The 11,864-nt window shown below is 46.0% G+C and carries 15 protein-coding genes and 1 tRNA gene; 14 read left to right on the top strand and 2 right to left on the bottom strand.

The window, feature by feature from the left end:
• Positions 1 to 106 precede the first annotated feature (106 nt).
• The 8 genes from infA (at position 107) to HY877_06555 (ending at position 4,586) form a co-directional block, all read left to right on the top strand.
• Positions 107 to 325, top strand: a complete 219-nt coding sequence (infA, locus tag HY877_06590; protein MBI5299939.1) for a translation initiation factor IF-1 — start codon at positions 107 to 109, stop codon at positions 323 to 325.
• A 140-nt stretch (positions 326 to 465) separates the two neighbouring features.
• The gene (gene rpmJ / locus HY877_06585; GenBank protein ID MBI5299938.1) at positions 466 to 579 is read left to right on the top strand and encodes a 50S ribosomal protein L36; all 114 of its coding nucleotides are present in this window, start codon (positions 466 to 468) and stop codon (positions 577 to 579) included.
• Between the two features lie 95 nt (positions 580 to 674).
• The gene (rpsM, locus tag HY877_06580) at positions 675 to 1,061 is read left to right on the top strand and encodes a 30S ribosomal protein S13 (GenBank protein ID MBI5299937.1); all 387 of its coding nucleotides are present in this window, start codon (positions 675 to 677) and stop codon (positions 1,059 to 1,061) included.
• A 19-nt stretch (positions 1,062 to 1,080) separates the two neighbouring features.
• Positions 1,081 to 1,509, top strand: coding sequence for a 30S ribosomal protein S11 (rpsK, locus tag HY877_06575; protein MBI5299936.1), 429 nt, complete (start codon positions 1,081 to 1,083; stop codon positions 1,507 to 1,509).
• An 18-nt stretch (positions 1,510 to 1,527) separates the two neighbouring features.
• Entirely contained in the window at positions 1,528 to 2,154 is a 627-nt protein-coding gene (gene rpsD / locus HY877_06570; protein ID MBI5299935.1) for a 30S ribosomal protein S4, read from the top strand.
• 53 nt (positions 2,155 to 2,207) lie between these two features.
• Complete coding sequence (locus tag HY877_06565; protein MBI5299934.1) at positions 2,208 to 3,224, top strand: DNA-directed RNA polymerase subunit alpha; 1,017 nt, start codon at positions 2,208 to 2,210, stop codon at positions 3,222 to 3,224.
• 34 nt (positions 3,225 to 3,258) lie between these two features.
• Positions 3,259 to 3,651 carry a 50S ribosomal protein L17 gene (gene rplQ, locus HY877_06560; GenBank protein MBI5299933.1) on the top strand — a complete coding sequence of 131 codons (393 nt, stop codon included), beginning with the start codon at positions 3,259 to 3,261 and terminating at the stop codon, positions 3,649 to 3,651.
• A complete protein-coding gene (locus tag HY877_06555) occupies positions 3,648 to 4,586 on the top strand; it encodes a M48 family metallopeptidase (protein ID MBI5299932.1) in 939 nt (312 codons plus the stop codon). Before rplQ ends, HY877_06555 begins: the two co-directional genes overlap by 4 nt.
• On the opposite strand, the gene HY877_06550 is transcribed toward HY877_06555, so the two are convergent.
• Positions 4,563 to 5,897 (bottom strand): sodium:alanine symporter family protein, encoded by a 1,335-nt coding sequence (locus HY877_06550; GenBank protein ID MBI5299931.1) that lies wholly within the window; start codon positions 5,895 to 5,897, stop codon positions 4,563 to 4,565. The genes HY877_06555 and HY877_06550 overlap by 24 nt on opposite strands.
• A 154-nt stretch (positions 5,898 to 6,051) precedes the next feature.
• On the opposite strand from HY877_06550, the gene hutU reads away from it, so the two are divergent.
• The 5 genes from hutU to HY877_06525 all read left to right on the top strand — a co-directional run bounded on the left by hutU (position 6,052) and on the right by HY877_06525 (position 10,499).
• The gene (hutU, locus tag HY877_06545) at positions 6,052 to 7,704 is read left to right on the top strand and encodes a urocanate hydratase (GenBank protein MBI5299930.1); all 1,653 of its coding nucleotides are present in this window, start codon (positions 6,052 to 6,054) and stop codon (positions 7,702 to 7,704) included.
• A complete protein-coding gene (locus HY877_06540; protein MBI5299929.1) occupies positions 7,691 to 8,869 on the top strand; it encodes an imidazolonepropionase in 1,179 nt (392 codons plus the stop codon). The genes hutU and HY877_06540 overlap by 14 nt, the downstream gene beginning before the upstream one ends.
• A 119-nt stretch (positions 8,870 to 8,988) precedes the next feature.
• On the top strand, positions 8,989 to 9,885 hold the full coding sequence (locus HY877_06535; GenBank protein MBI5299928.1) for a formimidoylglutamase: 897 nt from the start codon (positions 8,989 to 8,991) through the stop codon (positions 9,883 to 9,885).
• A 40-nt stretch (positions 9,886 to 9,925) separates the two neighbouring features.
• Positions 9,926 to 9,998 (top strand) — tRNA-Ala (locus tag HY877_06530).
• Between the two features lie 273 nt (positions 9,999 to 10,271).
• On the top strand, positions 10,272 to 10,499 hold the full coding sequence (locus HY877_06525) for a type II toxin-antitoxin system MqsA family antitoxin (protein ID MBI5299927.1): 228 nt from the start codon (positions 10,272 to 10,274) through the stop codon (positions 10,497 to 10,499).
• 2 nt (positions 10,500 to 10,501) lie between these two features.
• On the opposite strand, the gene HY877_06520 is transcribed toward HY877_06525, so the two are convergent.
• Positions 10,502 to 11,443 carry an FHA domain-containing protein gene (locus HY877_06520; protein ID MBI5299926.1) on the bottom strand — a complete coding sequence of 314 codons (942 nt, stop codon included), beginning with the start codon at positions 11,441 to 11,443 and terminating at the stop codon, positions 10,502 to 10,504.
• Positions 11,444 to 11,524: 81 nt separating this feature from the next.
• Between HY877_06520 and HY877_06515 the strand changes: the two genes are divergently transcribed.
• On the top strand, positions 11,525 to 11,864 hold a 340-nt coding region (locus HY877_06515), incomplete at its 3' end, for a hypothetical protein (GenBank protein ID MBI5299925.1).

The following is an 11,864-nucleotide window of genomic DNA, read 5'->3' as shown; positions in this document are numbered from 1 at the left end:
TAGCCGGCCTCGAAGCAAACTCGAAGAGTTTGCGGAGTCCGATAACCATGGCCGGCTTAGCCGGCCGCGAAGCAAACTCGAAGAGTTTGCGGAGTCCGATGATCAAATGGCAAAAGAAGAGTTAATTCAAGTTGAGGGAAAAGTTTTGGAAACATTGCCAAATGCGATGTTTCAGGTTGAGTTGGATAATGGGCATAAAGTTTTGGCCCATGTCTCCGGCAAAATGCGCATGCATTTTATACGAATTTTGCCGGGGGATCGTGTTACCGTGGAGCTTTCCCCATATGATTTAACAAGGGGAAGAATTACATTCCGCGTAAAATAATGAGAGGGCCCCGCTTGTCAAGGCCGGCTTAGCCGGCCGCGAAGCAAACTCGAAGAGTTTGCGGAGTCCGATAACCAAGGCCGGCTTAGCCGGCCGCGAAGCAAACTCGAAGAGTTTGCGGAGTCCGAAGGGATTAATTTATGAAAGTAAGAGCATCCGTAAAAAAAATCTGTGATAAATGCAAAGTGATTCGGCGTAAAGGTGTGGTTCGGGTGATTTGTAAAAATCCGAAACATAAACAACGCCAAGGATGATGATAATGTGTTCTTAGTACTTGGTTCTTATTAGTTCTTGGTTCTTCGTACTAAGAACTAAGAAGAACTAAGAACTTTTTTGTACAGGAGAGAATATGCCGCGTATTGCTGGAGTTGACGTACCCGGACGCAAACCCATTTTGTATGGGTTGTGTTACATTTATGGAGTCGGTTTAACCACCGCCAAAAAGATTTTGGCAGAAGCCAAGATCGAAGAGACAGTGCGTTCTGAAACATTGACAGAAGCACAAGCCGCTCAAATTCGTGAAATTATCGAAGCAAATTATCAAGTGGAAGGGGATTTGCGCCGCGATATTGCCGGGAATATTAAACGCTTGAAAGATTTGGGTACTTATAAAGGTTTGAGACATATTCGCAATTTGCCGGTGCATGGACAAAGAACCCACACCAACGCGAGAACCCGTAAGGGGAAACAGCGTATCGCAATTGCAGGCAAAAAACAGGCCCCAGGGCCGAAATAGTGTAAGAAAGGGTTAAGAAATGGCTGAAAAAACATCACAGCAACAAGCAACAACGGCTCCAACAAAGCCGCTTAAAAAAGGAAAAAAGAAGGTCAGAAAACATATTCCCGTGGGAGTTGTTCATATCCAATCGAGTTTTAATAACACGATTGTGACCGTGACCGACCAGCAGGGGAATACTCTTTCATGGTCTTCCGGTGGAGCCAAAGGTTTTAAAGGAGCCCGAAAGGGAACTCCTTTTGCGGCTCAGCTTGCGGCGGAAGATGCCGTTCGCAAAGCCATGGAACATGGCATCAAACAAGTGGTTGTTTATGTCAAAGGTCCCGGTGCCGGTCGTGATTCCGCACTGAGAATTTTACAAAAAACGGGGATACGGGTGACTGCAATTCGCGATGTCACGTCGATTCCTCATAATGGATGCCGTCCGCCCAAAAAGCGGAGGGTATAAAATAGAGGGTCAGAAGATATGGCAAAGAAGACAGCAGTTTGTAGATTATGTCGTCGGGAAGGCATGAAACTCTTTTTGAAAGGGGATCGTTGCTTTACGGACAAGTGTGCCGTGGAAAGACGTGCTTATGCTCCGGGTCAACATGGGCAAGCCAACAAAAAACTTTCTGAGTATGGCCTCCACTTGAGAGAAAAACAGAAATTAAAAAGAATTTACGGCATTGATCAAGAAGGGCAGTTCCGCAATATTTTTGCTGAAGCGGAAAGACTCAAAGGAGTTGCCGGCGAAAATTTGCTTCTGCTGTTGGAAAGACGTTTGGACAACGTTGTTTATCGGTTTGGTTTTGCAAGATCACGTTCGGAAGCCAGAAATCTTGTAAAACAAAATCATGTTTTGGTTAGTGGCAAAAAAGTCAACATTCCTTCCTATCTTGTGGAAAAAGGAGACAGGATTGAAGTGAAAGAGAAAAGCCGCAAATCACCCGGTATTATGGAAGCGGTGGAAGGCGTTGAAAGGCGTGGGTTAACGCCGTGGCTTCGTCTCGATAAAGAAAAATTTCTGGGCGAAGTACTGGAATGGCCGGACAGAGAGCAGTTGACCATGCCGGTTCAAGAACAATTGGTTGTGGAATTTTATTCAAAGTAATTTTTTTATGGTCCATGGTCTATTGTCCATGGTCCACCAAATGGAGGTTTCATATGTATCGTAATTGGCATAACTTGATCCGCCCAAGAGGCCTGGAATTTGATCAACAAGAATTGACACCCACTTATGGCAAATTTGTTGCCTCTCCTTTGGAGCGCGGGTTTGGACTAACACTCGGCAATGCCTTGCGCCGCGTTTTGCTCTCTTCTTTGCAAGGTGCCGCCGTTACCTCCGTCCGTTTTGACGGCGTCCTGCATGAATTCTCCACAATCAAGGGTGTGGTGGAAGATATCAGCAACATTCTGCTCAATTTTAAAGAACTGCGTTTCAGATTGCATACCGGCGAGCAGGAAATTATTCAACTCGATGTTCAGGGTGAAAAGGAACTCAAAGGTTCTGATTTGACACTTCCCTCCAATGTTGAAATTTTGAATCCTGATTGTCACATTGCCACACTGGGACCCGGCGCTAAACTGAAAGCGGAACTGACAATCCGTTTGGGGAAAGGTTACATTACCGCCGAACAGAACAAGACGCCTCAGGATTCAATCGGCGTTATCCCGATGGATGCGACCTTTTCGCCAATCCGCCGCGTGAATTATAATGTTACCAATGCCAGAGTGGGGCAACGTACCGACTTTGACAAATTAACATTGGAAGTATGGACTGATGGTTCCGTGAATCCCGAAGATGCGCTGGCTTTTTCCGCAAAAATTTTGAAAGAGCAACTTCAAATTTTCATTAACTTTGACGAAGCGGTAACGGAAGTGGTTGTCGAGGAAAAACCGCGCGAAGAAGGTCCTCAACTTAATCCCAATTTGTATCGTCGTGTGGAGGAATTGGAACTTTCCGTTCGTTCCGCCAATTGTCTGGCCAATGCCAATATCCAATATATTGGCGAGCTCGTACAAAGAAGCGAAGCAGAAATGCTCAAGACCAAAAATTTTGGCCGCAAATCTCTGAATGAGTTGAAAGAAATTTTGGCAGAACTGGGTCTGGGTTTTGGAATGAAGATTGAAGGCTTCACACCATTGGATTCTGAAAAATACAGACCCAAAGAAGTGGAATAAGTTTTAATGCGAGGAGGATTTTGTGCGACATTTAGTGGATCATCGAAAATTAAACAGAACGACACCGCATCGCAAGGCGATGTTGTGCAATTTGGTGACCGCCCTGATTGAGCATGGGCGAATTCAGACAACGCTGCCCAAAGCCAAGGAATTAAAAAGGCTGGCGGATCGTGTTGTGACTTTGGGCAAGCAAGGAACGCTTGCTTCCAGACGCTGTGCCCGTCGCATGATCCATAATCGTGTGATTTTGTCGAAATTATTTGATGAATTGGCACCGCGTTTTGCCTCTCGTCAAGGTGGTTATACGCGTATTCTTAAATTAAATTGCAGGCCCGGGGATCAAACCCCGATGGCTTTGATCGAGTATCTCGATAATCCAACCAAAGAGAAAAAAGAAAAGAGCACCAAAAAAGCAAAAGCGGCATGAAACAAGCTTTTATTATTGGACTCCGCAAACTCTTCGAGTTTGCTTCGCGGCCGGCCAAGCCGGCCTTGACTATTGGATTCCTTCTGATTTTTTCTGCCCTCTCTCTTAGTGGGTGTGCCAAGGACTACGTCACCGGCAAAAGCACTCTCAATTATTATTCCCTAAGCTCCGATATTGAATTGGGCAATTATGTCATGGCCCAACAGCTTAAATCCCTCAAACAAAACGACAAGAGTATCGACATGGAAGCGGATTCAACGGAGTTGCAGAGGATCCGAAAGATTGTCAAAAAAATTGCGGCGGTTTCCCACATCCCGACGCTTCCCTACGAAGTTCATCTTGCCGATGTCGATATTGTTAATGCGTGGTGTGCACCCGGGGGAAAAATGATGGTCTACACGGGTCTTTGGCAACCCCGTAAAGGTTTGGTTCAAGAAGGGAACGAAGACGAGTTGGCCGCCGTGTTGGCACATGAAATTGCCCACGCCACCGCCAGACATGTGACAGAAACAATCAGCAAAGCGACCACATTTCAAATGGCGGGAGCCGTGGCATCAGCCATCATCACGGAGGCGGGATCTCCGGCGGGTTCCGATCTGTTTCAGCAAATTTTTTACGGCGGCCTCAATGTTTACCTGCCCAGTTACAGTCGCAAAAATGAATCGGAAGCCGATGCGATTGGAATCATATACATGGCGGCCGCCGGTTACAATCCGCAGGCGGCTGTAAATCTTTGGGAGCGGGCCGCTAAAGAATCCAAAAATGACAAAACCAGTATCTTTGCCTCCCATCCCTCCAGTGGAGAACGCGCCAAAAATCTCAAAAAACTTTTGCCCAAAGCAATGGAGGTTTATAAAGCCGCTCTTAAAACAAATCCCCGAAAGAAAAAACCCCAAATAAAAAAGAAAAAATTATCCGTTTCTTTTCTCCCATAAATATTTTCGCGTGATTTTAACGATGACGCCGTTTAGGGCGATCAGTGAAATCAAATTGGGGATGGCCATCATGCCGTTGGCGATATCGGCAAAGGACCAGACCATCGGAAGGGTGGCAACGGAACCAACCATCACCGCGACAACCCATAAACAGCGATACGGTTTGATCATTTTAGTGCCGAAAAGATATTCCATCGCTTTTTCCCCGTAGTACGACCAGCCCAGAATCGTTGAAAAGACAAAGGTCAGAAGGCCAACCGATAAAATGGTTGGGCCAATGATAGGAATATGACTGAAAGCGGTTTTGGTCAGCGCGGCCCCTTTCAGACCTTGAGACCAATCACCGCTGTTGACCACGACGAGACCCGTTATGGCGCAAACTACCACCGTATCCCAGAAGACACCGGTGGAAGAGACTAACGCTTGTCGCACCGGATTTTTTGTCTGTGCGGCGGCGGCGACAATCGGGGCAGAGCCCAAACCTGCTTCGTTTGAAAAAAGTCCGCGAGCGATTCCGAAGCGCATCGCTTCACGCACACCGGCTCCAAGGAAACCTCCAAGAGCCGCTTGTCCGGTGAATGCAGATTTAAAAATGAGAATCACCGTGGTCGGCAATGTTTCGGCATGTAACCAAAGAAGATAGATACACCCCAACACATAAAAAATTGCCATGAACGGAACCAAAAATTCGCAAAAACGGGCAATCGATTTAATTCCACCCAAAATTACCACCGCCGTCAGGATTGTCATTGCACCTCCAGAAATCCACGGTGAGAGATGATATGTCTCAAACAAAAGCGAAGAAATGGAATTTGCCTGAACCATGTTGCCAATCCCAAACGCGGCAACAGCGGTAAAAAGTGCAAAGAGAATTCCCAGCCACTTTGCTTTCAATCCTCTCTCTAGCACGTACATTGGGCCGCCACACATCGTGCCAAACGAATCTTTTACGCGGTACTCCACTGAAAGCAGGGCTTCGCCATATTTTGTGGCGATACCAAAAACGCCGGTGAGCCACATCCAAAGAACCGCGCCGGGTCCTCCGGCGGCAACAGCGGTGGCGACGCCAACAATATTTCCGGTGCCGATCGTTGCGGCAAGGGCCGTCATCAGCGCGCCAAACTGACTGATATCTCCTTCTCCTTCGCGTTTGCGCTGGAACGAAATTTTTATTGCTTTAAAAAGGTAGCGTTGAATAAAACGCAATCGAAAAGTCAGGAAGAGGTGAGTTCCCACAAGCAGGATCAAAAGGGGCGGTCCCCAAACCCAGTCACTGATACTGCCGAGTCCTTTTTCCAAAGTTTCTATCATAGGGGCTTGCGTCGCCCCCTCCAACGGCAAAGCCATTGGAGCCTCCCCCTCACGTTCGCTTTGCTCACTGAAAAAGATGTCATCCCACCTCCTTGAATTCCTAATTGTGGCTCTCTGGTTAACATGCTAGACAGCCAAAAACAAGGATAGAGCTATGACTGCAATCATTCGCGCACCGCGCGGAAATCAAAAAACATGCAAAGGTTGGGCGCAAGAAGCCGCGATGCGCCTGCTCATGAATAATCTTGACCCTGAAGTGGCGGAGCGCCCCGAAGATCTGGTGGTGTATGGTGGGCGTGGCAAAGCAGTTCGCAATTGGGAATGCTATCATCAAATTATTTCCTGCTTAAAAAAATTGTCGAACGAAGAAACTTTATTGGTGCAATCGGGAAAACCAGTTGGAGTGATCCAAACGCATCCGGGTGCGCCGCGCGTTTTGATTGCTAACAGCAATCTTGTTGGAAAATGGGCGACGTGGGAACATTTTTGGGAATTGGAGAAAAAAGGTTTAGTGATGTACGGCCAGATGACGGCCGGCTCTTGGATTTACATCGGCACGCAAGGAATTTTGCAGGGAACTTACGAAACTTTCGCGGCCGCCGGCAATAAACATTATCAGGGCGATCTCAAAGGAAAATGGATTTTGTCGGGGGGATTGGGAGGTATGGGAGGAGCCCAACCTCTGGCCGCTTTGATGAACGATGCGATTTTTTTAGGCGTGGAGGTCGACCCTGAACGGATTGAAAAACGTTTAAAAACCGGTTACTTAGACAAGGCTGTGGATAATTTAGATGAGGCTCTGAAATTAGTGCATACCGCTTGCAAAGTCAAAGAGGCCCTCTCAATTGGTCTTTGTGGAAACGCCGCAGATATTTACGCTGAACTGGTTCGTCGAAAAATTAAACCCGATCTAGTAACCGATCAAACATCCGCTCACGATCCTTTATATGGTTATGTCCCAAATCGCATGAGTCTTGAAGAAGCCCTTCTACTTCGCAAAAAAAATCCGGAAAAATATCAAAAGGAATCCTATCGGGCGATGGGAGAACAGGTCTCTGCGATGCTTGCTTTTCAAAACCAAGGAATCCCCGTTTTTGATTACGGAAATAATATTCGTGCGCAGGCGAAACTTGCAGGCGTAAAAAATGCTTTCGATTTTCCCGGTTTTGTTCCCGCTTATATTCGTCCTTTATTTTGTGAAGGAAAGGGTCCCTTTCGATGGGTTGCTCTATCGGGAGATCCGCAAGATATCGCCGTCACGGATGCGGCTCTTTTAAAATTATTTCCGGAGAATCCCTCTTTGAAACGCTGGTTAACGCTGGCCTCCAAGAAAATTCATTTCCAAGGTTTGCCCGCGCGCATTTGTTGGTTGGGTTATGGAGAGCGTGACAAAGCCGGACTTCTTTTCAATGAGCTCGTGGCGAAAGGAAAAGTTAAAGCTCCAATTGTAATTGGACGCGATCATCTGGATTGTGGCTCTGTAGCCAGTCCCAATCGTGAAACAGAAATGATGAAAGATGGCAGTGATGCCGTTGCCGATTGGCCCATCTTGAATGCTCTTGTGAACGCAGTGAATGGGGCGAGTTGGGTTTCGTTTCATCAGGGCGGTGGTGTAGGAATGGGATACAGTCTTCACGCAGGTCAGGTGATTGTTGCGGATGGAACTGCGGAACAGGCGGAAAAATTGGAACGCGTTTTGAAATCTGATCCAGCCATGGGTGTGATCCGTCATGCTGATGCCGGCTATGAAGAAGCCATCCATGTTGCCAAAGAGAAAGGTGTAAAAATTCCCAATGTTACTGACTAATATTTCCAGGCTCGTGACGATTTCATCGGGCGTTGTTGAAAATGCCGCGCTTCAAATTGAATCGGGAAAAATAAAATGGCTCGGATATGCCTCACAAGCTCCCGCTTCAAGGGAAATATTTGACTGCCAGCAAACGGTGGTAACCCCGGGGTTGGTGGACTGCCATACCCATCTTGTTCACGCGAGATATAGGCAAAAAGAGTATGCAATGCGCGCGGAAGGGAAAAACTATTTGGAGATTGCGTCTGCCGGTGATGGTATTCTTTCCACCGTTCAATCAACACGCGCTGTTTCTTTTGATGAACTCTACGAAATTTCGGCGAAACGTCTTCAGGAAGCTTTGTTTTTTGGAACGACGGCGATTGAAATTAAAAGTGGTTACGGTTTGGATATTGATACCGAAATTAAAATTCTGCAAGTTGTTCAAAAATTACAGCGTGAATTTCCATTAACGATTGTTCCGACGTTTATGGGAGCGCACACTTTCCCGGAAGAATTTAAAAACAGACGTCTGGATTATGTTCATTTACTGGTTATGGAAATGCTTCCAGCCGTGGCGAAGCTGGGGATCATCAAATTTTGTGATGTGTTTGTTGAAGAAGGAGCTTTCTCTCCGGAAGAAGCGACTCAAATTATCGAAGCGGCAAAAAAATATAAAATGGAATGTAAACTTCATGTGGATCAGTTGACACCGGGAAAGGGAGCAGAGCTTGCGGTTAAACTTAAAGCCGTGAGTGCGGATCATCTCGAAAATATCTCGGAAGAGGGGATTGCCGCGTTAAAAAAAACTAACACGGTTGCTGTTGTACTCCCGGGTGCCAGTTTTTTTCTGGGTGTGAAACCGGCCCCCGCGCGCAAGATGATTGACGCGGGACTCAAAGTTGCCATCTCCACGGATTATAATCCGGGGACGAATCCCTCTTTGAATTTAATGTTGACCGCGACACAGGCGGTGAGTTTTTGCAAAATGACCTGTGATGAAGTTTGGAAAGGGATAACCCTTCACGCGGCAGAGGCGTTGCAACTTGAAAAAGAAGTAGGGAGTCTTGCCGTCGGGAAAAATGCCGATCTAATTCTTTGGGGCGCCCCCGACGAAAACTATCCCATCTATCGCTATGGCAGAAAGAGCAGCCGTCATATTTTCATCAAAGGAAAAAAATGTTAGACCATATCTCATAAATTGTTTATGAAGATTGTCATTCTGAGCGAAGCGAAGAATCCAATTGTTTATCAAGTAGATCCTTCACTTCGTTCAGGATGACATTTATTTGTTAGATAACTTCTATGAAACCACCTTCCATCCGTCCCGGTGACTCAAAATTATTTCAGCGTGTTTGTTTTTGGGAAAAGGGGAGAATTCCCTCAAAAAGTTTTGCTATCATTGGTGTTCCGGATGACCGAGGTGTTGCGATTGGCAAGGGAAGACCGGGCGCAAAAAAAGGACCCGATGCCATCCGCAAAGAGTTATATAAAATGACTTTAGGCGCTAAAGGGGAGTTGGAAAAAATCAGACTCTATGATTTGGGAAATTTAAAAATCGCCAAAACACAAAAAGAAACCTATCAGAAATTAAGTGACGTTGTTTTCAAACTCTTAAAACAAGATATTTTTCCGATTATCTTAGGAGGTGGGCATGATCTAAGCTTTGGAAGTCTCTCCGGTTTTGCGCGGCAGTTTCCAAAGGGCGGTATTATCAATATTGATCCTCATTTGGATTGCCGCCCTCCGGAAAGAAATGGAAAATATTCAAGTGGCTCGGCTTTTTGGCAGATTCTTTCGACCACGAAGTTTTCTGGGAAAAATTTGTGTGAATTTGGGTTTTGCACCGATTGTAATTCCAAAAAGCATCGTGATTTTTTGAAAAAGAAAAGAGCTCTGCTTGTTCCTTGGCCGGGAAATTTTAAAAAAACCCTTCAAAAATTTGCCGAAAATAAGAAAGCATTCGCTTTAAGTTTCGATATTGATTCCGTTGATTGCACCGAGGCTCCCGGCGTTTCAGCCATCAACCCCGCCGGATTTTCGGGAAGAGAAGCACTAGACTTTGTAAAACTTGCCGTTAAAACGCACAAATTAAGACTCTTTGAAGTGATGGAAACAAACCCCCGTTTCGATCCCGATCACCGCACCGCAAAATTAGCCGCACGCCTCATTTACGAACTCCTAATTGACAGCGTGAAGTAACTTGATTATTGGGGGACTACTTAAATTTTTTCAGTTCAGTGGGGCGATAGCTCAGCTGGGAGAGCGCGACAATGGCATTGTCGAGGCCAGGGGTTCGATCCCCCTTCGCTCCACTGAGCTGAAAAAAATCAATGAATCCCCAATTTTAAACTTATGAATGTAAATAAAATGCCTATGCATTTGAATCTCGTTCTGTCATTCCGGCGAAGGCCGGAATCCAGAAGCCCTTAAAATCACTGGATCCCCGCCTTCGCGGGGATGACAAAAGAGGGCAAAGGTTTTCTTATAGAACTCAAATGCATATGCATTTGTAAATAAATTAATTTTTCGAGTACACGCTGTACGCAGAATGTTTGAAAGACATATCAGTGAAGCGGATGTGAGAAATGAAATGCATTATTTGTAAAAAAGGGGAAACAAAAATCGGCAAAGTAACGGTGACCATGGATCGTGCAGGGGCCACCTTTGTCGTGAGGAACGTCCCCGCCCAAGTCTGTCAGAATTGCGGAGAGAAATATGTTGATGAAAAAACGACGGCCTATCTTTTAGAAACCGCGGAAAAAACAGCTCGAAAAAGTACTGTGGTGGATGTTTGTAAATACATGGTAGCGTAGTGTTACATCTGAAACTGCATGACGAAATCGCCGATTTGGATTTCGTCGTCGGGGGCGAGGATTTGTTCGGTGACTTTGTGGCCGTTGACCATGGAGCCGTTCGAACTGTTTAGGTCAATCAACACATATTCATTTCCCTGAAGCCGGATCTCGGCGTGCTGTCTTGAAGCTTTCGCGTCTTTTAAAATAACCTGATTGGTATGCGATCTGCCAATGGTCAGAGTGCCCTGAATCTGAAAACTTTTTCCGACATTTTCATGTCCCGCGATAATGGTGAGGGTGGGGTGCGTTTCCAAATTGGGCTTTGTCGCTTCCAGCCAGCTTGCATCTTGCGGTGTGCCAATGGATTCGGAAGATTTTTCCGGATGGATGGGGGTTGGTTCCTGAAAATCTTTTTCTTCCTGTTCCCATTCGTCAATTTCTTCCGCGACGCTTAAGGGTCCGGTCTCTTTCGATTTTTCTCCGAAGAGATCTTCGTCTCCTTCGAAGAGACCTTCATAGCGTTTGATATTTGATTGAACTCCCGCCAAAACCTGTTCAAAACGGGCGATTTTATCTTCTTCTATTTTTGCTTTCGAATGGAATTCTTCTTTTGTGAACTCACCCAATTTGTGGCGAAATTGGAGCTCTTCCAAAGTGTGTTTGTGATTTTTTAGATTTCCTTCAATTTTGTCGCGAGTGTCGTAGAGAGTTCCCAATTCGCGGTCGATATCCTGTTTTTTGGCTAAAAGCTGGTCGGTTACATTTTGAAGCCGCGTCAGATAATCTCCGTGAACTTTCTCAAAAACCGTGGCCGAAACCTCGGAACGATTGGCTTCTATCTTCTGAAGCCTCTCCTTCAAAATCCGGCGCTCTTCCTTTAATTTGAGGGAATCCTCAAGTAAACGCTGGTTTAAGGGAAATTCGACGGTATTGGACTGGGCCTGCTGTTTCTCCGCTAACATATAACGTAAGGTTAATAGGGAATTACCCGTATTGTCAACTTAATGATTGTGTGACCCTCGGACTTCTTTTATGTAGGCAAGATGGGAATTTGGCTTGTAATGGGAGTGATTATTTTGGCTGTTTTGGGGGCTTTGGTTTGGCTTTGGACGAAGAAAAAGGTTCCCGCCGAGACTCCTTTTTTGCTTCTGCAACAACAACTTGAAGGTTTGCGCGGAGACCTCCAGCAACAGTTTAAGAATCAGCTCGATTTCTGGCAGAAATCACAGGATGGGGTTGGTGGCCGTCTCGACAACGCGGCCCGTTTTTTTGGCGATCTGAATACGCGCATGGTCAAGGTGGAGGAGATTTCCAAACAGTTTTTGGAGGTTGGAAAAGATATCTCCACGCTTCAGCAGATTTTAAAGGCCCCCAAACTTCGGG

Source organism: Deltaproteobacteria bacterium (assembly GCA_016213065.1).
Taxonomy (GTDB): domain Bacteria; phylum UBA10199; class UBA10199; order SPLOWO2-01-44-7; family SPLOWO2-01-44-7; genus JACRBV01.
This window is presented reverse-complemented; position numbering and strand designations above follow the sequence as displayed.